The 20,418-nt window shown below is 72.9% G+C and carries 20 protein-coding genes and 2 pseudogenes; 3 read left to right on the top strand and 19 right to left on the bottom strand.

Translation table 11 applies throughout. From position 1 onward, the window contains the following. Window positions 1–284 precede the first annotated feature (284 nt). Window positions 285–1,097, top strand: a complete 813-nt coding sequence (locus D450_RS0118175) for an alpha/beta fold hydrolase (protein WP_017540082.1) — start codon at window positions 285–287, stop codon at window positions 1,095–1,097. After that, window positions 1,090–1,650, top strand: a complete 561-nt coding sequence (locus tag D450_RS0118170) for a TetR-like C-terminal domain-containing protein (protein ID WP_017540081.1) — start codon at window positions 1,090–1,092, stop codon at window positions 1,648–1,650. Before D450_RS0118175 ends, D450_RS0118170 begins: the two co-directional genes overlap by 8 nt. 232 nt (window positions 1,651–1,882) lie before the next feature. Here D450_RS0118170 and D450_RS0118165 read toward each other — a convergent pair whose 3' ends face one another. The 5 genes from D450_RS0118165 to rpsB all read right to left on the bottom strand — a co-directional run bounded on the left by D450_RS0118165 (window position 1,883) and on the right by rpsB (window position 6,303). Then, window positions 1,883–2,821 (bottom strand): phosphatidate cytidylyltransferase, encoded by a 939-nt coding sequence (locus D450_RS0118165; protein ID WP_017540080.1) that lies wholly within the window; start codon window positions 2,819–2,821, stop codon window positions 1,883–1,885. Window positions 2,822–2,855: 34 nt separating this feature from the next. Further along, window positions 2,856–3,413, bottom strand: a complete 558-nt coding sequence (frr, locus tag D450_RS0118160) for a ribosome recycling factor (RefSeq protein ID WP_017540079.1) — start codon at window positions 3,411–3,413, stop codon at window positions 2,856–2,858. Between the two features lie 139 nt (window positions 3,414–3,552). Continuing rightward, a complete protein-coding gene (gene pyrH, locus D450_RS0118155; RefSeq protein ID WP_017540078.1) occupies window positions 3,553–4,320 on the bottom strand; it encodes a UMP kinase in 768 nt (255 codons plus the stop codon). Window positions 4,321–4,446: 126 nt separating this feature from the next. Next, window positions 4,447–5,283, bottom strand: a complete 837-nt coding sequence (gene tsf / locus D450_RS0118150; protein ID WP_017540077.1) for a translation elongation factor Ts — start codon at window positions 5,281–5,283, stop codon at window positions 4,447–4,449. A gap of 102 nt (window positions 5,284–5,385) precedes the next feature. Beyond that, window positions 5,386–6,303: a 30S ribosomal protein S2 gene (rpsB, locus tag D450_RS0118145; protein ID WP_017540076.1), complete on the bottom strand. Its 918-nt coding sequence runs from the start codon at window positions 6,301–6,303 to the stop codon at window positions 5,386–5,388. A gap of 315 nt (window positions 6,304–6,618) precedes the next feature. On the opposite strand from rpsB, the pseudogene D450_RS32600 reads away from it, so the two are divergent. After that, window positions 6,619–7,203, top strand: a pseudogene (locus D450_RS32600) (peptidoglycan DD-metalloendopeptidase family protein); the annotation flags it as partial. A gap of 375 nt (window positions 7,204–7,578) precedes the next feature. Here the strand turns inward: D450_RS32600 and D450_RS0118140 are convergent. From D450_RS0118140 to D450_RS30525, 14 genes and pseudogenes are all read right to left on the bottom strand, one after another. Next, window positions 7,579–8,601: a tyrosine recombinase XerC gene (locus tag D450_RS0118140; RefSeq protein WP_017540075.1), complete on the bottom strand. Its 1,023-nt coding sequence runs from the start codon at window positions 8,599–8,601 to the stop codon at window positions 7,579–7,581. Beyond that, the gene (locus tag D450_RS0118135) at window positions 8,598–8,975 is read right to left on the bottom strand and encodes a RidA family protein (RefSeq protein ID WP_026124230.1); all 378 of its coding nucleotides are present in this window, start codon (window positions 8,973–8,975) and stop codon (window positions 8,598–8,600) included. The genes D450_RS0118140 and D450_RS0118135 overlap by 4 nt, the downstream gene beginning before the upstream one ends. A gap of 307 nt (window positions 8,976–9,282) precedes the next feature. Then, window positions 9,283–10,356, bottom strand: coding sequence for a DNA-processing protein DprA (dprA, locus tag D450_RS0118130; RefSeq protein WP_017540073.1), 1,074 nt, complete (start codon window positions 10,354–10,356; stop codon window positions 9,283–9,285). A 284-nt stretch (window positions 10,357–10,640) separates the two neighbouring features. Next, window positions 10,641–12,176, bottom strand: coding sequence for a YifB family Mg chelatase-like AAA ATPase (locus tag D450_RS0118125; RefSeq protein ID WP_017540072.1), 1,536 nt, complete (start codon window positions 12,174–12,176; stop codon window positions 10,641–10,643). After that, the gene (locus tag D450_RS0118120) at window positions 12,177–12,557 is read right to left on the bottom strand and encodes a YraN family protein (RefSeq protein WP_017540071.1); all 381 of its coding nucleotides are present in this window, start codon (window positions 12,555–12,557) and stop codon (window positions 12,177–12,179) included. It lies immediately after the preceding gene. Between the two features lie 604 nt (window positions 12,558–13,161). Then, window positions 13,162–13,488: a DUF2469 domain-containing protein gene (locus tag D450_RS0118115; protein WP_026124229.1), complete on the bottom strand. Its 327-nt coding sequence runs from the start codon at window positions 13,486–13,488 to the stop codon at window positions 13,162–13,164. A gap of 142 nt (window positions 13,489–13,630) precedes the next feature. Continuing rightward, window positions 13,631–14,668: a signal peptidase I gene (gene lepB, locus D450_RS0118110; protein WP_017540069.1), complete on the bottom strand. Its 1,038-nt coding sequence runs from the start codon at window positions 14,666–14,668 to the stop codon at window positions 13,631–13,633. A 158-nt stretch (window positions 14,669–14,826) separates the two neighbouring features. Continuing rightward, on the bottom strand, window positions 14,827–15,186 hold the full coding sequence (rplS, locus tag D450_RS0118105) for a 50S ribosomal protein L19 (protein ID WP_017540068.1): 360 nt from the start codon (window positions 15,184–15,186) through the stop codon (window positions 14,827–14,829). 167 nt (window positions 15,187–15,353) lie between these two features. After that, a complete protein-coding gene (trmD, locus tag D450_RS0118100; protein ID WP_017540067.1) occupies window positions 15,354–16,160 on the bottom strand; it encodes a tRNA (guanosine(37)-N1)-methyltransferase TrmD in 807 nt (268 codons plus the stop codon). A 117-nt stretch (window positions 16,161–16,277) separates the two neighbouring features. After that, window positions 16,278–16,793: pseudogene (gene rimM, locus D450_RS0118095) on the bottom strand (ribosome maturation factor RimM); the annotation flags it as partial. A 109-nt stretch (window positions 16,794–16,902) separates the two neighbouring features. Continuing rightward, window positions 16,903–17,145, bottom strand: coding sequence for an RNA-binding protein (locus D450_RS0118090; RefSeq protein ID WP_017540065.1), 243 nt, complete (start codon window positions 17,143–17,145; stop codon window positions 16,903–16,905). 1 nt (window position 17,146) lies between these two features. Beyond that, window positions 17,147–17,599: a 30S ribosomal protein S16 gene (rpsP, locus tag D450_RS0118085; protein ID WP_017540064.1), complete on the bottom strand. Its 453-nt coding sequence runs from the start codon at window positions 17,597–17,599 to the stop codon at window positions 17,147–17,149. A 219-nt stretch (window positions 17,600–17,818) separates the two neighbouring features. Further along, on the bottom strand, window positions 17,819–19,411 hold the full coding sequence (gene ffh / locus D450_RS0118080; RefSeq protein WP_017540063.1) for a signal recognition particle protein: 1,593 nt from the start codon (window positions 19,409–19,411) through the stop codon (window positions 17,819–17,821). A gap of 79 nt (window positions 19,412–19,490) precedes the next feature. Further along, window positions 19,491–20,418: hypothetical protein (locus tag D450_RS30525; RefSeq protein ID WP_017540062.1), on the bottom strand; the 928-nt coding region annotated here is incomplete at its 5' end.

Below are 20,418 nucleotides of genomic sequence, written 5' to 3'. Positions count from 1 at the left end.
CGCCCGGCAAGCAGGCCGGAGCGGGGCACCAGCCGACCCGTCGTCGCCGCTGTTCCCGGACCGCGAGAAGCCCGTCGGCCGACCGCCAGCACCGGGGAACCGCCCCGTCTCTTCGTCGCCGCCCACTCCCCGGCACTCCGAGGGCCCCGCCACCCGGCCGGCAAGCCGGAGCGGGGCACCACCTGTTCGGCTACCCGTCCGCCCCACCGACCGGCCTCCCCCCTTGCCTCCACTGGCTAATTAGATTAGCTTTATGGCTATCACTATTAGCCAGGAGGTCGGCCATGGAGCACCTGCAGCGCCCCGGCGGGCGCATCGCCTATGACGTCCACGGGCCCGGCGGCGGGCCGCTCGTGGTGGCGGTGCCGGGGATGGGGGACGTCCGCGCCACCTACCGCCACCTGGCCGGCCCGCTCCCCGCGGCCGGATACCGCTTCGCCGCCCTGGACCTGCGCTCGCACGGCGACAGCGACACGTCCTTCGCGGAGCACACCACGCTGGACGCCGCCGCGGACACCGCGGCCCTCATCGACGAGCTCGGCGGCCCCGCGGTCATCATCGGCAACTCCCTCGGCGCGACCGCCGCCGCATGGGTCGCCGCGACCCGGCCCGAGCTGGTGCGCGGCCTCGTGCTCGCCGGCGCGTTCCTGCGCGGGGACGGCGTCCGCGGGGCACGGGCCCTGGCCCTGAAGGCGATGCTGATGCGGCCGTGGGGTCCCTCGATGGCCGCGCGCTACCTGGAGTCCCTGTTCACCGGGCGCACCACTGACGACCACCCCGAACACACCGCCGCGGTCCGGGCCGCCCTCCGCTCCCCCGACCGCTACCCCGGCATCCTCGCCACCTTCGCCAACGCCTTCCGCCCGGTCCCGGCCCGGCTGGACAACGTGCGCGCACCGGCACTGGTGGTCATGGGCGAACAGGACCCGGACTGGCCCGACCCCGCGGCCGAGGCGGCGTGGATGCGGGACCGGCTCGGCGGCGAGCTGCTGATGGTCCCCGAGGCGGGCCACTATCCACTGGCCCAGCGGCCTGACGTCACGGTTCCCGCCGTGCTGGACTTCCTGGCGACCGCGCAGGAGGCCGAGCGTGCCTAGGGCGGGACTGACACCGGAGGCGGTCGCGGCGGAGGCCGCCGCCGTCGCCGACGCAGAAGGGCTCGACCGGCTTTCCCTCAAGTCCGTGGCCGAGCGCCTCGGCGTGGCGCCTCCGAGCCTCTACAAGCACGTCACGGGGCTGGACGGGCTCCGCCGCGATATCGGTGTACTCGCGGCCCGGGAGTTCACCGAGGCCCTGCGGGCCGCCGCGACGGGCCGTTCGGGGCCCGACGCCGTCCGCGCGGTCTCCGCGGCCTACCGCGAGTACGCGCGGACGCGGCCCGGGCGCTACGCGGCGCTCGCCACCGCCCCGCCCGCTGAGGACACCGAGGCGGCCGCCGCCTTCCGGGCGCCGGTCGACGTGCTCGCGGCGATCCTGCGGGGGTTCGGCGTCGCCGAGGAGGAGGCCGTCCACGAGATCCGCGGCCTCCGCGCGGCCCTGCACGGCTTCGCCGACCTGGAGGCCCGGGGCGGCTTCGGCCTCCCCGAAGACGTGGACCGCAGCTTCGCGGTCATGGTGGAGCGGTGCATCGCCGGGCTCGAATCGCGCTGAGGCAGGCCGCCCTTGGCCCGCTCCTCCAGGGACGTACGGGGCCGAGGTGCCACGGGCGTCGGCCGCCTCGGGAACCGGTGACGACGTGTGCGGAGCACCTCAGGACGTGTGCAGAGCACCTCGGTGAGGACGCCTCGAAACGGGCAGGGGCCCCACCGGTGGACGTCCACCGGTGGGACCCCTGCGCACTCTTACGCGCACGCGGGCCGACCCGCCCGCCGCGGGTCGGCCCTCACAGCAGCAGGCCGAGCACCACCCAGGCGACCGGACCCGCGATCAGCAGCGAATCGACGCGGTCCATCAGGCCGCCGTGGCCGGGCATGAAGCGGCCCATGTCCTTGATCCCCAGGTCCCGCTTGATCAGGGACTCGATCAGGTCCCCCACGATCGCCGCCAGCACCACGGCCACGCCCAGCACCAGGCCCACCCACACGGGCCCGTCGAGCATCAGCGCCACCGTCAGCCCGCCGGCCGCCATGCACGCCAGGACCGAGCCGCCGAAGCCCTCCCAGGTCTTGTTGGGGCTGATCACCGGCGCCATCTTGTGCCGCCCGAGCAGGATGCCCGCGAAGTAGCCGCCGATGTCGCTGCTGATCGTCACGATGATGAACGCGATCAGCCGCTCCGTCCCGTCTCCGGGATGGGCCACCAGCAGCTGCCAGGTCCCCAGCAGGAACGGCAGGTAGCACAGCGTGAACAGGTTGGCCGCCGCGTCGCGCACGTAGCCGTCGGCGCCGCCGCGCAGCCGCCAGGCCAGGGCACCGATCGCGGTCAGCGCCGTCGCGCCGACCAGCCACTCGGGACCGCCGAAGTGCGCGCAGAACTGCATCGCCACGCCGCCGACCGCCAGCGGGGGCAGGGCCAGCCGCGCCCCGCCGGCCGCCACCGCGCGGTTCAGCTCGCGCAGGCCGATGACCGTCGCGGCAGCCGTGATCAGAGAGAACGCCTGCGAGTAGGGGAACAGCGAGAGCAGGACGAGAGCGCCCAGGGCCACGCCGCTGGCGATGGCCACGGGGAGGTTGCGGCCGGCCCGCACCGGCTCGCCGCCGGGCTTGGTCAACCGGAAGCGCGCGCCGCCGTCGTCGTCGGCGGCCGCGCCGCCCGACCCTGACTCGGGCCCGCTCCCCTCGCCTCGTCTCTCCCGCTCGAAGCCCGAATCAGAGTTGGACACCGGGGTGATTTCCTCGAACTCGACCTGGACCGGACTAGACCTCCAGCAGCTCCGACTCCTTGTGCTTGAGCAGCTCGTCCACCTCGGCGGCGTACTTGTGGGTGGTCTCCTCCAGCTCGGCCTGGGCGCGGTGGCCCTCGTCCTCACCGATCTCGCCGTCCTTGACCAGCTTGTCCAGCTGGTCCTTGGCCCTGCGGCGCACGTTGCGGATGGAGACCTTGGCGTCCTCGGCCTTGGTGCGCACCACCTTGACGTACTCCTTGCGGCGCTCCTCGGACAGGTCCGGGAAGACCACGCGGATGATGGTGCCGTCGTTGGCGGGGTTCACGCCCAGGTCGCTCTCGCGGATGGCGCGCTCGATCGCCTGCAGTGAGCTCTTGTCGAAGGGCGAGACGACCACCATGCGCGGCTCGGGCACCGAGAACGAGGCCAGCTGGTTGATCGGGGTCTGCGAACCGTAGTACTCGGCCGTGATCTTGTTGAAGGTCGCCGGACCGGGGCGGCCGGTGCGGATCGAGGCGAAGTCCTCCTTCGCGACCACGACGGCCTTCTCCATCTTCTCCTCGGCTTCGAGAAGTGTCTCTTCGATCATTGCGGCTCCCGTGTGTCGCTGCTGCTGGGGAAGGTTCGGCTCGTTCGGGGTCGGTCGGCTGGGGCGGACGGCTCGGGCGGCTCAGTCGGCTCGGGCGGCTCAGTCGGCTCGGGCGGCTCAGTCGGCTCGGGGCGGCCGCTCAGGCGTCCGCGGGACAGACGATGGTGCCGATCTTCTCGCCCCGCACGGCGCGGACGATATTGCCCGTCCCCATGAGGTCGAAGACGACGATCGGCAACCCGTTGTCCATGCACAGGCTCACCGCGGTGGCGTCCATGACCTTCAGCCCGCGGGTGAGGACCTCGTTGTACTCCAGGCGGTCGAACTTCACGGCGGCGGAGTTGCGGTGCGGGTCGGAGTCGTAGACCCCGTCGACCTGGGTGCCCTTGAGCACCGCCTGGGCGCCGATCTCCAGTGCGCGCTGCGCGGCCGTGGTGTCGGTGGAGAAGAACGGGGCGCCCAGCCCGGCGCCGAAGATGACGACGCGGCCCTTCTCCAGGTGCCGGACGGCGCGCCGGGGGATGTAGGCCTCGGCGACCTGGCTCATGTGGATGGCGGTCTGCACCCGCGTCTCCACGCCCTGCCGCTCCAGGAAGTCCTGCAGCGCCAGGCAGTTGATGACGGTGCCGAGCATCCCCATGTAGTCGGCGCGGCCGCGCTCGACCCCGCTGGCCGAGAGCTCCGCCCCGCGCATCATGTTGCCGCCGCCGACCACGACCGCCACCTGCATGCCCTCGCCGACCGCCTGGGCGATGGCCTCGGCGACGTACTGCACGATCCCGGCGTCGATGCCGAGCTGCTCCCCTCCGGCGAAGGCCTCGCCGGACAGTTTCAGTACGACACGCCGCCAGCCGTCGTCGTGCATCTCCCGCATGCCCGGGACGCTGGGTCCCTCGTTCTCCGGCACGGCGCTCGGCCTCCTTCTGGTTCCCCCGAGTGGTTTGCGTCGCGGGGTCACCTGGGCCGTGTCCCCGCCTTGATCCACCGAAGGTGCCGGGGATCACTCCCCGGCACCTCCATCATGTCAAAAGACTTAGGACTGGCCGACCTTGAAGCGGACGAAGCGCTTGACGGTGACGCCGGCCTCGTCGACGACCTTCTGCACGGTCTTCTTGTTGTCCTTCACGAACGGCTGCCCGAGGAGGGTGGCCTCCTTGAAGAAGCCGTTGACGCGGCCCTCGATGATCTTGGGCAGGGCCTGCTCGGGCTTGCCCTCCTCGCGGGCGGTCGCCTCGGCGATGCCGCGCTCCTTCTCGACGATGTCCTCGGGGACCTCGTCCTTGGAGACGTAGCGCGGGGCCAGGGCGGCGATCTGCTGGGCGAGGTCCTTGCCGACCTCGGCGTCGGCCTTGTCCAGCTCGACCAGGACGCCCATCGTCGGGGGCAGGTCCGGGTCGGACTTGTGCATGTAGGAGGCGACGTAGGCGCCCTCGAACTTGGCGAAGCGGCTCAGCTCCAGCTTCTCGCCGATGACCGCGCTGCGCTCCTCGATGACCTGCTGGACGGTCTTGCCGTCGCCGAAGTCGGCCGCGAGCAGGGCCGCGACGTCGGCGTAGTCACCGGCGGCGACGAAGTCGGCGACCTCGTCGGCGAGCTGGATGAAGCTCTCGTTCTTGGCGACGAAGTCGGTCTCGCAGTTGAGCTCGACCAGGGCCGCGGAGCTGTCACCGTCCTGCTTGAGCACGACCAGGCCGTTGGCGGCGGTGCGGTCGGCGCGCTTGCTGACGGACTTGGCGCCCTTGATGCGGAGGAACTCGACGGCCTTGTCGAAGTCGCCGTCGTTCTCCTGCAGGGCCTTCTTGCTGTCCATCATGCCGGCGCCGGTCATGTCGCGCAGCTTTTTGACGTCGGCGGCGGTGAAGTTCGCCATAGCTTTCTCTGTTCCCTAAGACGTGGGTCGACGTGGACGCGGAGAGAGAGGGAGGAAGGGCGGCCCTCCCGCCCAGAGGGCGGGAGGGCGCGCGGAGGCTGCTCAGGCCTCCTTCGGAGCCTCCTCGGCGGGGGCCTCGGCAGCGGCGGCCTCGGCCGGAGCCTCAGCCGGCGCCTCGGCGGGGGTCTCGGCCGGGGCCTCCGGGGCCGGAGCGGCCTCGGCGGCGGCCGGGGCGGCCTCGCCCTCGCCCTTGCCCTCCAGGAGCTCGCGCTCCCACTCGGCCAGCGGCTCCTCGGCGGCCTTCTGCTCACCGGCGGCGGACCCGCCCGAGCGGACCAGCAGGCCCTCGGCGACGGCGTCGGCGACGACCCGGGTCAGCAGGCTGACGCTGCGGATGGCGTCGTCGTTGCCCGGGATCGGGTAGTCGACCTCGTCGGGGTCGCAGTTGGTGTCCAGGATCGCCACGACCGGGATGTTCAGCTTCCGGGCCTCGCTGATCGCGATGTGCTCCTTCTTGGTGTCCACGATCCAGACCGCGCTGGGGACGCGGGACATGTCGCGGATACCGCCGAGCGTGCGCTCGAGCTTCTCCTTCTCGCGGCGCAGGCCCAGGAGCTCCTTCTTCGTGAGCCCGGAGGCGGCCACGTCGTCGAAGTCGATCTCCTCGAGCTCCTTGAGCCGCTGGAGCCGCTTGTGCACGGTGGAGAAGTTGGTCAGCATGCCGCCCAGCCAGCGCTGGTTGACGTAGGGCATCCCGACGCGGCGGGCCTGCTCGTCGATGGCCTCCTGCGCCTGCTTCTTGGTGCCGACGAAGAGGATGGTGCCGCCGTGGGCCACCGTCTCCTTGACGAACTCGTAGGCGCGGTCGATGTAGGCCAGCGACTTCTGCAGGTCGATGATGTAGATGCCGTTGCGCTCGGTGAAGATGAAGCGCTTCATCTTCGGGTTCCAGCGACGGGTCTGGTGCCCGAAGTGGACGCCGCTCTCGAGCAGCTGACGGATGGTCACGACAGTGGCCATGACTTCCTCCTCGGTGCGGGCGAACTCCGCCCGCCTTGGTTGTGCCTGACGCCCCGACCGCTCCGCCGCGCCGCCGTGCGGCGCGGACCGTGGATGCGGCCCTCCCCGGAGAGGAGAGCGCGTGGGCGTGCGTGATGTGGTCGGCCCACAGGTGGACCGTTGATGATTCTAACCGGACCGGAGTCCGGACGCTGCCCTTAAGGACCTCGTCGGCGAGATGTCAAGCACATCGGACCGAAATCACGTCTGAACCGTTGTCCACAGGCGGAGGAGACCTCCTCGTGTCGCGTGGGCCCCGGGGGAGATCCTGAGCCCATGCTCTGCTTTACCCCCGCGGGCGCCCCGCACGCCTCCCGGTCACGCCGCTCCCCTTCGCCGCAGGTCAGGACCCTGCTCACCGCAGGGTCCCGGAGAGCGCGGGCCACAGAGGCGGCCCGAGCACTCGTCAGGGCGGCGGTCAGGGCGGCGGTCAGGGCGGCCGGGGTGGTGCTCCCCACCGCCCTCGCGCCGGCGGCCCTGGTCCTTCCGTCCCCTCCCGCCTCCGCCGACACCGGGCCCTGGCGCCCGCCCGTCGACGGCACCCTCGATGTGCTGCGCCCCTTCGACCCGCCCGCGCGGCCGTGGCTGCCCGGCCACCGCGGTGCCGACCTGGCCGCCGAGGAGGGTGCGGAGGTCCTGGCGGCCGGGCCGGGACGGGTCGGCTTCGCGGGCGAGGTCGCGGGAACCGGCGTGGTCACGGTCGTCCACGGGCGGCTGCGCACCACCTACCTGCCGGTTCGGCCGTCGGTGGCGAAGGGCGAGGCCGTCGCACCGGGCGGGGTGCTGGGCACGCTGGCCGCCGGGCCCGGGCACTGCGGCGCCCGGCCGTGCCTGCACTGGGGCCTGGTGCGCGGGCGTCAGTACGTGGACCCGCTGTCCCTGCTCGGCCGCGGCGAGGTGCGCCTGCTCCCGCTCCCTCTTCCGCTCACCGCCGCCGGGGCTCCGGCCCCGCAGGAACGCGCCGGGCCCGGTACGCCCTCCAGAGAACGGGCCGCTCTGCGGCGGGCACCGCCCACGGACATCGGACCCACGCGGGCCGCGGCCTCTGGAACGGTGTCGTTCGCGCCCGCCCGGGACGGCACCGATGCAGCGCCGGCCGCCAGGCGTGCCGGACAGAGGCACGGCGCCGGCCAGGGCCTCACCCGCCGGACGGCGGAGGGCCGCCCCGCGAAAGGCGGTCACGGCCACGGGAGGTTCCACCGCTCCAGGGGTCCCACCGCTCCAGCGGAGGAGCCCTCACGCTCGCGGGTGCGACCGCCGGTACACCTCGGTCAGCCGCTCGATCGAGACATGGGTGTAGACCTGGGTGCTGTCGAGCGAGGCATGGCCCAGGTACTCCTGGACGCTGCGCAGGTCGGCGCCGCCGTTCAGCAGATGGGTCGCGGCGCTGTGCCGCAGGGCGTGCGGACCGGCGTCGCCGCCCTCCCCGCCGGTGCGCAGGAGACGGTGCACGTCGCGGCGGGCGCTGCGGGTGCCGAGCCGCCCCCCGCGGGCCCCCAGGAACAGGGCCCGCCCAGAGGCCGGGCCCACCAGGGCGGGTCGGCCCCCGTGCAGCCAGGCGTCGACGGCGTCGAGCGCGGGCTCGCCGACGGGGACCGCGCGCTCCTTGCCCCCTTTGCCCATGACGCGCAGGGTGCCGCGCTCACGGTCGACGTCGTCCAGGTCCAGGCCGCACAGTTCCGCGACGCGCAGGCCGCCGCCGTAAAGGACCTCCACCACCGCCGTCCGGCGCAGGCCCTCGGGGGTGGCGGCCTCCTCGGTGTCCTCGGCGTGTGCGGCCAGGGCGTCGGCGGCCTGGTCCTCGCTGAGCACCCGGGGCAGCGACCGGCGGCGCACGGGGGTGGCGAGCAGCGGGCCGGGGTCGGCGGCCAGGCGTCCGGTGCGGTGCAGGTGGGCGGTGAAGGTGCGGGCGGCGGCGATCCGCCGGGCGAGGGTGGCGCGGCTCGCGCCCGCCTCGCTCATCCGGGAGAGCCAGCCGCGCAGCAGTCCCAGGTCGATGTCGCCGACGGCGGCGCCGACGGTGTCGAGGTGGTCCAGGAGCGACCGGGCGTCGCCGAGGTAGGCGCGCACCGTGTGCTCGGACCGCCCGAGCTCGGAGGCGAGCCGGCGGCCGAAGTCGTCGAGCAGCGCGTCGCGCTCCCCCTCGCGGGCGGCGCGCGGCGAGGCGTTTCCGGCCGACGGCGCGGCCGGGGCCTCCCCGTCACCGGGCCCACCGGTCCCCTCGGTCTCCTCGGGCTGGTCGGGCGCCTGCGGGCTCACCCGGCCTGGTCCTCTCGCGTGGGGCGGGGGGCGGTCGCGATCGCGTCGATCTCGACCAGGCACCGGGAGTCGGCCAGCCCGTTCACCTCCACCAGCGTGGATGTGGGCCGGGGCTCGTGGACGAGGAACTCGCGCAGCACCTGCCGGACGGACTGCAGGTCGGCGATGTGGCGGAGGTAGTAGGTGAGCTTCACGACGTGCCGCAGGTCGGCCCCGTGCGGGGCGAGCGCCGCCTCGATGTTCCGGAAGACCTGCCGCGTCTGCTCGACGGCGTCGCCTTCGGCGAAGGTGCCGTCAGGGGCAATGGGCAGCTGCCCGGAGACGAACACGAAAGGCCCGTCAGCGAGAAGGGATGCGCTGTAGTTCTTCGCCATGGAGCCACCCTAACCACAGGCCCTCGCCTGGGTCCGCCTCGCTGTGAACCGATTCCGACGCCGAACCAGGGGCCCAGAGGTACCGCCGCTCAGAGTTCCCGGTACGCCCTTCACCGATGCGCAGTCCGCAGTGGGGCCGGCTATGAAGCGTTCGGAGGCCTGGCATCAGCCCCCATCCGTACTCGGTGGTGCAGCGGGCAAGTCGCAGACGCTTGGAGGCGCTCACGCGCCTCTGCCGCGGACGGCTCTCCACCTTCAACGGCCATAGCGCCGCTGTGGCGGAGTCGGCCGGCATCGGCCCGCCCTTTCATCGCTCCCCATCGCCCGCCCCTCTGCGGACCCTCCATCCGGACGGCGCCCGTTCGATGAAGCCCCCCGCCGCCAGGAGGCCGAGGCGGCGCAGGGCCTCGTCCATGCCGACGCCCGCCGCGGTGGCGATCTCCGCCGGGCCCGCGCCCTTCCTGCCAGGGACGGCCTCCAGCACGGTCCGGGTCGCCGGGTCCAGACCGTCGGCCGCCATCACCGTCCCGCCGCCCGCACGGAGCTCCTCCCCGACCGCCCCGAGCTGTTCGGCAACGTCCGCCGCGTCCGTCACGCACACCGCGTTCCAGTCCCGCAGCAGCCGGTGGCACCCCGCCGACAGCGCCGAGGTGACCGGCCCCGGCACCGCCATCACCGTGCGGCTCAGCTCCTGGGCGTGGCGGGCGGTGTTCAGCGCCCCGCTGCGCAGCCCCGCCTCCACCACGACCGTCCCCGGCGCCAGCGCCGCGATCACCCGGTTGCGGACCAGGAACCCGTGGCGCGTCGGCCGTGCCCCCGGAGCGTGCTCGGTGGCGACGACCCCCTGCTCGACTACCTCGGCGAACAGGCGCTCGTTCCCGCCCGGGTAGAGCCGGTCCGGCCCGCACGCCAGCACCGCCACCGTCGCCGCCCCTCCCGCGAGGCACCCCCGGTGCGCGGCGGCGTCGATCCCGTACGCCCCTCCCGAGACCACCGACCACGCGTCCCGCGCCAGGTCGTGCGCCAGCCCCGAGGCCACGTGCAGCCCGTACGCACTGGCCGAGCGGGCCCCCACGACCGCCACCGCCCGCAGGCACGCATGGCGCAGGTCGCCGTGTCCGCGCACCCAGAGCGCGTAGGGCCGGCCATCGCCCAGTGAGTCCAGCCGACCGGGCCACTCGGGGTCGCCCGGCACCACCAGCCGCGCGCCCGCGTCCGCCGCCTGCTCCAACAGCCGGTCCCCGTCGACGTCCCGGGCACGGGCCTGCCACGCCTCCGGCCTCCGTGTCCGCCCCGTCCGCTGCGGCGGCCCCGCCTCGTCCGCGATCGCGCCGCGCCGCACCAGTTCCCACGCCTCGACCGGCCCCCGGGCGCGCAGCACCGCTCCGNGCGGCGCCCGCCGTGAGCATCGCGCGCGCCAGGCCGTCCTCCTCGTCCCGCTCCGTTCCGCGCTGCGTCTGCGGGGCCTCCCGGGGATCCTGCTCGGGGTCTGTCGCAGCGGTGCCGGTCGCGTCCCCCGCGTCGTGGGCGTCGGTGCGTCGCTCCTCCCCCTCCGGCTCCGTGCTCACCGGGCCCCCTTCCGAGTCCCGTTCCGGGTCCCGTTCGAAGGCCCGTCCCGGTTCGCCTTCCGCTCCCCGGCTCCCCCCGCTCCGGCCACAGGCGCGCTCACGGGTACCTCCCGGACCAGAGGGCGAACGCCATCGCCGCGTCCTCGGGATCGGGGACGTCCCGACCTGCCAGGTCGGCCAGGCTCCAGGCCACGCGCAACGACCGGTCCACGCCGCGCGCGCTGATCTCGCCGCGCTCCATGGCCGAGGCGAGGATCGAGCGGGCCGCGTCCGGCACCGGGAACCGGCGGCGCAGCTCGGCCCCCGGCACCTCCGCGTTGACGCGCCACGGCGTCCCCTTGAGCCGGTCGGCCGCCCGCTCGCGCGCCGCCGTCACCCGCTCGGCCACCTGCACGGAGGTCTCCGCGAACGGCTGGTCGGCGAGCAGCTCGCCCCGGGTCACCGGCTGCAGCTCGATCTTGAGGTCGACCCGGTCCAGCAGCGGGCCCGACAGCCGCGCCAGGTAGCGGCGGCGCTGCGGCGGCGGGCAGGTGCACGCCGGCCCGGGTCGGGCGCAAGGGCAGGGGTTGGCCGCCATGCACAGCTGGAATCGCGCGGGGAAGGTGACCGACCCCAGGGCCCGGGTGACGGTGACCTCCCCGCTCTCCAGCGGCTGCCGGAGCGAGTCGAGGACCGAGCGCTGGAACTCGGGCGCCTCGTCGAGGAAGAGCACGCCCCGGTGCGCCCGGGAGACGCACCCCGGCCTGATGCTGGTGCTCCCGCCGCCGACCATGGACGCGCGGGTGGCGGTGTGGTGCGGCGCGCTGTAGGGCGGCTCGGTGATGAGCGGCTTATCGCGCGGCAGCGCGCCCGCCACGCTGTGCACCGCCGTCACCTCCACCGCCTCCTGCCGCGACAGCCGCGGCAGCACCGAGGGCAGGCGCTCGGCCAGCAGGCTCTTCCCGGTCCCCGGCGGACCGAGCATCATCAGGTGGTGCCCGCCGACGGCGGCGATCTCCACCGCCCGCCGCGCCATCGGCTGCCCGAGGACGTCGGCCAGGTCCGGGCGGGGGCCTCGGTCAGCGGCGGGTTCGGGACGGGCCGCCGTTTCGTCCTCGAAGAGCTCGTCCGGGGGCGGCGGCTCCCCGCGCAGCCGGGCGAAGAGCTCGGCCAGCGACCGCACGGCGATCACCTCGACGTCCGGGACCAGCCGCGCCTCAGCGGCGTTCTCCCGGGCGACCGCGAAGACGGTGTGTCCGCCCCTCGCTCCGGCCAGGACGGCGGGGAGCACCCCCTCCACCGGCCGCGTGCGCCCGTCCAGCCCCAGCTCGGCGAGGAAGACGCACTCGTGCACGCTCTCCAGCGGCACCGAGCCGTCCGCGCCGAGGACCGCCGCCGCGATCGCCAGGTCGAAGCGGCTGCCCCGCTTGGGCAGGCTCGCCGGGGAGAGACTGACTGTGATCTGGCAGTCGGGCCAGGACTCCCCGGAGTTGGCGACGGCGGCCCGGATGCGGTCACGGGCCTCGCGCAGGGCCGTGTCGGGCAGGCCGACGAGGGTGAGCGCGGCCTGGCCGGTGCCCAGGTGCGCCTCGACCTCCACGGGGTGCCCCTCGACGCCGATCAGCGCCATGGACAGGGTGCGCGACAGGGGCATTCACGCCACCCCCTGGTCGTGCCGGAGGTAGGCCCGCCCGTCCCGCCGGACCAGGACGCCCACGACGTCGATCCGGGTACGCGGCGGGGCGTCCCGCGCCTGGGCCCGCCACCGCCGGGAGAGGCGGCGCAGCCGCCGGACCTTCATCGGCCCGACCGCTTCGAGCGGCGTGCCGAAGCGCTGCCCGGAGCGGGTCTTCACCTCCACGACGATGAGCGTGCCGCCCCAGCGGGCGAGGATGTCGATCTCGCCCTCGGGACACCGCCAGTTGCGCGCGAGGATGCGCAACCCGGTCCGCTCCAGATGCGCGGCGGCCAGATCCTCTCCGTACCGCCCGAGCGCCGCCTTGGTCCACCCTGATCCGGCCCTCGCCGATCCCATGGGCCCTCACCTCCGCCCCCAACGGTGAAGGCGGAGGGGTCCCCCTGGCGGATCGATCACCCTGCTTGTGGATAAGCGGGTCCACGATTCACGGTCACGCCCGCCGGAGTGGTGCCGCTGCCGGGAACGTGACCGCCTTGCGCCGGACGGCAGGAGCCCGTAGGGCAAGGGGGCGGTGTCCATGCCGCCCTGGGCGTGGGCCGCGGCTCCACGGGGACGCGGCAATCGGTAGTGGTGGTTTCACCACTTCAGGCCGCCGATAGTGGCGATTTCACCACTATCGATGACCGGCGGAGGAGCCGCACGCCCAATGGGCCGGGCTGGAAACGCCACCGCTCCAGAGGATGTGGTCCCGGTCGTCCCCGCGTGCGCGGGGCGCATCGACAGCTACACCGCCACGCTGGAGATGAGCGGCGGTCGTCCCCGCGTGCGCGGGGCGCATCCTCTTTGACCTGGGGCTTCTCTGGGAGCAACCGCTTGTTTTGAACCACTCGGCCTCCCCGCCACAGCACCCACTCCCCCTACGGCCCCCCTAAGACGGACGGAGGGCGGGACCGGTGGTTCCGGTCCCGCCCTCCGTGGGTGCCTCATGTGAGGGGCCCGTCTAATCCTGGCCGGGGCGGCCTGACGGGACCTCCAGATCGGACTTGGTGATCTCCTCGACGTTCACGTCCTTGAACGTCACCACGCGCACGTTGCGGACGAACCTCGCTGGGCGGTACATGTCCCAGACCCAGGCATCCTCCATGGAGACCTCGAAGTACATCTCGCCGTTCTCGGTGCTGCGCGGCTGCAGATCGACGTGGTTCGTCAGGTAGAACCGCCGCTCGGTCTCGACCACGTACGAGAACAGGCCGACGACGTCGCGGTACTCCCGATAGAGCTGCAGCTCCATCTCGGCCTCGTACTTCTCCAGGTCCTCAGAACTCATCTCGCGCTCGCTTTCGTCGTGCACCCCAGGTCCGCCGGCCCGGCCCCCTTCGCCCCGTTCGGCGCCTCTTGGTCCTGCCATGCTCGAAAGCGGATGTCTTCCGCTACAGATCCATCATGCGCCATATGTCAACCGCGCGCTGTCATTCTCCGGAATCCCCGGCGTGTGACTTCGCGGACCCCCGACGCGGCCTCTGTCGGGCCCACCCCGGACGGCGTCGCCACAGGCCCCGGCCCGTCCGGTGCACCGGCACCGCGGCCGCCGCCCCCAGCAGCAGCGGCGCCGCCGGGACCGCCGCGGCCGCGACCGGCTCCGGCCCGCCGTCCGCGGAGCCGGCGGCCCCGCCGTCTCCCCCTCCGGCGGTCTCACCTGCGGCCTCGCCCTCGGCGTTCAGGGACTCGAAGGTGTCGGGGATCGGCAGCGTCCGCACCCGGTCCAGCGGCCACATCAGCACGAAGGCCCGGCCGACCACCTCGTCCTCGGCGATCGTCCCCTCGCCCGGGTCGGTCTGGTGCAGGCGGGAGTCGTAGGAGATCTGGCGGTGGTCGCCCATCAGCCACAGCCGCCCCTCGGGCACCTCGACCGGACCGAACTCGGTGTGCGTCTCCTGGCTGCCCGGGAACAGGTAGTCCTCGTCCAGCGGCTCGCCGTTGACCATCACCCGGCCGTCGGAGTCGCAGCACTCCACGGTGTCGCCGCCCACGCCGATGACACGCTTGATGTAGTCCTTGCCGGTGGGCTGCACCCCCAGTTGCTGGCCCACCCAGGTGAACACCCTGTTCACCGCGTTCCCTGTCTCGGGCGCCTCCACCCCCGGCTCGTCCCACGTCCCGGTCCCGTTGAACACCACGATGTCGCCGCGCTCGATGTCGCGCACCTGGTAGACGAGTTTGTTCACCAGCACCCGGTCGTTGATCTGGAGGGTGTCCTCCATCGAGCCGGACGGGATGTAGAAGGGCTGCACCACCCATGTCTTGATGACGAACGCCAGGACCAGCGCGATGACGATCAGCAGTGGCAGTTCCTTCCAGAAGGAACCCGACTTCTCGCCCGTCTGCTCTTTCTTGGCGCCCATCGCGTCCTCCGCACTCCCCGTGGGCCGTCCGGCGTCCGATCCGGCACCCTCGGCCTCCGTTCCGGCCTCCGCCTCCGGGGCGGCCGGCTCATCGGGGCCGGACACACGTCTGGCTCCCCCGCGTTCGTCCGCGGGGGAGCCAGAGGAGTGCGTGCCGGATTCTTCGTTGCTCATCGGGAACGAAGCCTATCCGAGCGGCGCGTCGCGCGCCGATAAAGTCAACGCCCGATCGGGCGCCGGTCCTCGACGGACCGGCCGGGCCGCTACTTGGCGGCCGGCTCGCGGCGCTCGGGGATGCGGGCGGCCTTGCCCCGCAGGTCCCGCAGGTAGTACAGCTTGGCGCGACGGACGCGGCCGCGGGCGGCGACCTCGATCTTGTCGATGGCCGGGGTGTGGATCGGGAAGGTGCGCTCCACGCCGACGCCGTAGCTGACCTTGCGGACGGTGAAGGTCTCGCGGTTGCCGCCACCCTGCCGGCGAATCACGGCACCCTTGAAGACCTGGACACGGGACCGGCTCCCCTCGGTGACGCGCACGTGGACGTTGAGCGTGTCGCCCGGGCGGAAGTCGGGGATGTCGGAGCGCAGCTGGGTCTTCTCCAGCTCCTGGATAGCGGTGTGCATCTCAGCGATTCCTCATCGGTTGCGCGCCGCGGCGACGGCCATTGCGGTTCGCGCGGGCGGATTCTGCTGCCGGTGTCGATGTGTGCCCGTGTGGGCGGAGTCGGTTCCGCCGCCTAGGCGTCGGCCGACAGCATGCGGACGAACGTCTACGGCAGGGGCAACTCGTCTTAGTCTGCCATAGATTCCGGCCCGGCCTGTAACCGGGCCTCGGCGAGGACTTCCTGGTCGCGGCGGTCGAACCGGGAGGGGTCGCCCTCCTCCAGCAGCTCCGGCCGCATCCTCGCCGTCTTGCGGAGGGCCTGGTCGCGGCGCCAGCGGTCGACCGCCCCGTGGTTGCCGGACAGCAGCACCGGCGGCACCTCGCGTTCCCGCCACACCGCGGGCTTGGTGTAGACGGGGCCCTCCAGCAGGTGCTCCATCTCTCCCGGAGCGAAGGAGTCCTGGTCGACCGAGTCGCGGTTGCCGAGCACCCCCGGCAGCAGCCGCGACAGCGTCTCGACCATGACCAGGGTGGCCGACTCGCCGCCCGCCAGGACGTAGTCGCCGATGCTCAGCTCCTCGACCGGCATGCGCTCGGCCGCGTACTCGGCGACCCGGCCGTCGATGCCCTCGTAGCGTCCGCAGGCGANGGCACCCCCCGCCCCCGGCCCGGCGCCCAGCCGGTCGGCCCGGGCCTGGGTGAACGGCGCGCCGCTGGGGGTGGGCAGGATCAGCCGGGGGACCGCCCCCTCCTGCCCGGGCTGCCCCGGGGCGGTGACCGCGTCCAGGGCCTCGCCCCACGGCTCGGGCTTCATGACCATCCCCGGCCCGCCCCCGTAGGGCGTGTCGTCGACGGTGTTGTGCCGGTCGTAGGTCCAGTCCCGCAGGTCGTGCAGGCGGACGTCGAGGATCCCCGCCTCGCGCGCCTTGCCGATCAGCGACAGCTCCAGCGGCGCGAAGTAGTCGGGGAAGATGGTGACGATGTCGATGCGCATCGGCGGTCAGTCGCCCCCCTCGGCCCTGGCCGCGCCCTCGGCTCCCTCGGCGCCCCCGGAAGGGCCCCCGGCGCTCTCCGAACGCCCGCTGCTCTCCGGGCCCTCGGCGACGGCCTCCTCGGCCGCCTCGGGGTCGAGCAGGCCGGGCGGGGCGTCCACGGTGAGCGTCCCGGCGGCGGTGTCCACCTCGGGAACGATCTCGCGGACGAAGGGCACCAGCGCCTCGCCGCCCCCGCCGGTGTCGACCACCAGCAGGTCCTGGGCGTTGTGCAGCACGTCGGAGACGACCCCCACGTCGCGGCCGCCGACGGTGACCGCGCGCAGCCCGATGAGCTCGTGGTCGCGGAACTCATCGGGGTCCTCCAGCGGCTCCAGCACGGCGGAGTCCACCTGCAGGACGGTGCCGCGCAGCCCCTCGGCGGCGGTGCGGTCGCCCACCCCCTCGAAGCGCACGAGGAGGCGGCCGGAGTGGGTGCGGGAGGACGCCACCACGAGCGGGCCCGCCGACTCGGGGTCGGTGAGCAGCCGCGCACCGGGCGCGAACCGCTCCTGCGGCTCGTCGGTGCGCACGTCGACGGCGACGTCGCCACGGATCCCGTGGGCTCGGCCGATCCGGCCGACGACCAGACGCATCGCGGTCCTCCCCATCCCTTCCCGGGTCCACCCGGTTCTCCCACCGGGTCCCCCCGGACACGACGCCGGGGGCGCCGACCCTCCCGGATCGGCGCCCCCGGCGCACGGTTCAGCGCACCTCGTGCAGGTCCAGCAGGTCCACGCGGACGTACTTGCCGCCGGCGAGCGAACCGACCACGGTCCGCAGGGCCTTGGCGGTGCGGCCGTTGCGGCCGATGACCTTGCCGAGGTCGTCGGGGTGCACCCGAACTTCGAGCACCTTGCCCTTGCGGAGCCTACGGGCTCTCACCTGGACATCGTCGGCGTTCACCACGATGCCCTTGACCAGGTGCTCTAGCGCCTCTTCCAGCACTTTAGGCCTCGCCCTCGGGCTTGCTCGACTCGTCGGTCGCCTCGTCGGCCTTGTCGGCCTTCTTCTTGGCCTTGCCCTTGCCGCCCTTGTCCTCGTTGTCCGGGAGCACGAGCTCCTTCAGGACGGCCTGGAAGGCGGCCTCCTCGGCGTCCTTGTCGCGCGGCTCGGCGACCTGGATCGGCTTCTGAGGCTTGGGCAGGCCCTTGAACTCCTGCCAGTCGCCCGTCTTCTTCAGGATGCTCTTGACCGGGTCGGTCGGCTGGGCCCCCTGCGACAGCCAGTACTGCGCCCGCTCGGAGTTCACCTCGATGAAGCTGGGGTGCTCCTTCGGGTGGTACTTGCCGATCTCCTCGATCGCCTTGCCGTCGCGCTTGTTGCGGGCGTCGGCGATGATGATGCGGTACTGGGGCGTACGGATCTTCCCCATACGCTTGAGCTTGATCTTGACAGCCACGGAGTGGTTCTCCTGAATTGCGGAACGTGTGTCCGTTCGGGCGCCTCCGCGTGGGGTTGCGGGGACCGATCGGACCGGACGTGGGCGCCGGGCAAGTAGAGGGCCGGCCCGGGCACCGTGAGTCGCACCCCTGATTATGCCAGAGCCAGGGCACCCCCGTGTGCGTCCGCGCGCCCGGGCGGGTCGCGCGGGCGCACACGGGGGCACCGCCCCGGCCGGCTACTTCTTGGGGAAGTCGACGTTGGACAGGTCGGGCATCTTCCCGCCGCCGAGGGCGGGCGGGAGCTGCCCGCCGCCCAGGCCGGGCGGCAGGTCGGGCATCTGCTGCTGCCCGGGCCCGCCCTCCTCTCGGCGGCGCTCCCGCTCGGCGGCCTTCTCGGCCTCCTGCTGGCGCGCCTTGAGCGGGTTGCCGCTGCGCTGCTTGCCCTTCTTGGCCTTCTTCGCCTGGGCCTTGGCCTTCTTCTTGTTGCCGCCGCCCATGCCGGGCATCCCCGGCATCCCGGGCATGCCGCCGTTCTTCATCTGGCGCATCATCTTCTGCGCCTCGAAGAACCGGGTGACCAGACCGCTGACGTCGCCCACCTGGGTGCCCGACCCGTTGGCGATGCGCAGCCGGCGCGAGCCGTTGATCATCTTGGGGTTGGCCCGCTCGTCCGGGGTCATCGACCGGATGATCGCGGTGATGCGGTCCAAGTCCTTGTCGTCGACGTTGGCCAGCTGGTCCTTCATCTGGCCCATGCCGGGCATCATGCCCAGCAGGTTGCCGATGGGGCCGAGCTTGCGCACCATCCCCATCTGCTCGAGGAAGTCGTCGAGCGTGAAGTCGTCGTCGGAGGCCAGGGTCTTGGCCATCCGGTCGACTTCCTCCTCCTCGAAGGTGCGCTGCGCCTTCTCGATCAGGGTGAGCACGTCGCCCATGTCGAGGATGCGCGAGGCCATCCGCTCGGGGTGGAAGAGGTCGAAGTCGTCGAGCTTCTCACCGGTGGAGGCGAACATGATCGGCCGGCCGGTGATGTGCCGGATCGACAGCGCGGCGCCGCCGCGCGCGTCGCCGTCCAGCTTGGTCAGCGCCACCGCGTCGTAGCCGACCCCGTCCAGGAACGCCTGGGCGGTGGCCACCGCGTCCTGGCCGATCATGGCGTCGACCACGAACAGGACCTCGTCGGGCGTGACCGCCGCGCGGATGTCGGCGGCCTGGCGCATCATCTCCTCGTCGACGCCCAGGCGCCCGGCGGTGTCGATGACGACCACGTTGTGGTTGTTGCGCTCGGCGTGCTCGATGGAGCGGCGCGCCACCTCGACCGGGTCGCCCACGCCGTTGCCCGGCTCGGGGGCGAACACCGGGACCTTGGCGCGCTCGCCGACCACCCGGAGCTGGGTGACGGCGTTGGGGCGCTGCAGGTCGGCGGCGACGAGCAGCGGGGTGTTGCGCTGCGAGGCCAGCCACTGGCCGAGCTTGCCGGCCAGGGTGGTCTTACCGGCGCCCTGCAGGCCGGCGAGCATGATGACGGTCGGAGGGTTCTTGGCGAACCGGATCTCCCGGGTCTCGCCGCCGAGGATCTCGATGAGCTCCTCGTTGACGATCTTGATGACCTGCTGCGCCGGGTTCAGCGCCCGGGAGACCTCCTCGCCCCGCGCGCGCTCCTTCACCTTGGCGATGAAGTCGCGGACGACCGGCAGGGCGACGTCCGCCTCCAGCAGTGCGAGACGGATCTCGCGCGCGGTCGCGTTGATGTCCTCCTCGGACAGCCGGCCCTTGCTGCGCAACGAGCTGAAGACCGATGTCAGCCGGTCGGAAAGCGTCTCGAACACGAGTCTGGACCCGTCCTTCGTTCTCGGGATTGNGGGGGGGCCCCTCCCGGCCCCGCCCCGCCTCGAAGGAAACGGGCTGCTAGTCGCCGCCCTCGGCGGGCGACTCCTCCGGGGAGGCGTCCTCGCCCCCGGAACCGCCGCCGGACTCCGACAGCGCCTTCTTCTGCTTCTCCAGCTCGCCGGCGATCTCCTCGGCGGCCTTGGAGCTCAGGCCCCGGGTCGAGAGGCGGGCGCTGCCGCTGATCTCGTAGTCCTTGGGCTCGGTGCTGGGCTCGAGGGCGAAGTCCACACCGCAGGAGACGCCGACGGTGCCGCCGATCTCCAGCGTCTCGGTGGTGTCGCACTTCTTCTCGCCCAGCTCGTCGTTGGAGAAGGTCGCGTCCATCCGGACGATGACCTTGCCCTCGTCCTCGCCGTCCGAGCCGTCCTCGGCGGTGCCGGAGATCGTGCAGGCGCCGCCCTCCTGGCAGGACAGGTCCAGCTCGCTCTCCCAGCCGACCTCGGCGCGGGCGTCGCGCGAAGAGGACAGGTCGTCCTCGGCCGCCGCGATCGCGGTGTCGTAGACGCCCTCGATGTCGGCGGCCTCGGGCTCGGTGAGGTTGAACTGGACGCGCGCACCGGAGGCGCCGTCCTCGGCCGAGGCGTCCGCGGAGGCCTCACCGTCCTCCTCTTCACCGCCGGAGTCCCCGCCGGAGCCGCCCTGGCCGGCGGCCAGGTCCTCGATCTCCATGCGCAGGAGGGTGTACGGCTCCTCCTCGCTGATCCAGACCCGGTTCTGGTCCCCGCCGCCCAGGTCGACCCGGTAGGCCGGGGTGCCGTCGAGGTCCTCCAGGCGCGCCTCGTCCGAGGCGGTGCCCAGGCCCTCCAGCGCGGCGGACAGCTCGGCCGGGGCCAGCTGCGCGCCCGGGTCCAGGCCCAGCTGGCCGTTGGAGACCCGCACCCACGACCCGCCGTACTGGTCGGAGTCGGGGTTGGCGATGGTCTGGTCGAGCCAGAACTCGTCGGGG

This window comes from Nocardiopsis halophila DSM 44494, assembly GCF_000341245.1.
Lineage (GTDB): Bacteria > Actinomycetota > Actinomycetes > Streptosporangiales > Streptosporangiaceae > Nocardiopsis_A > Nocardiopsis_A halophila.
The sequence above is the reverse complement of the archived record's forward strand: the minus strand, read 5'-3'. Positions and strand labels throughout refer to the sequence as shown.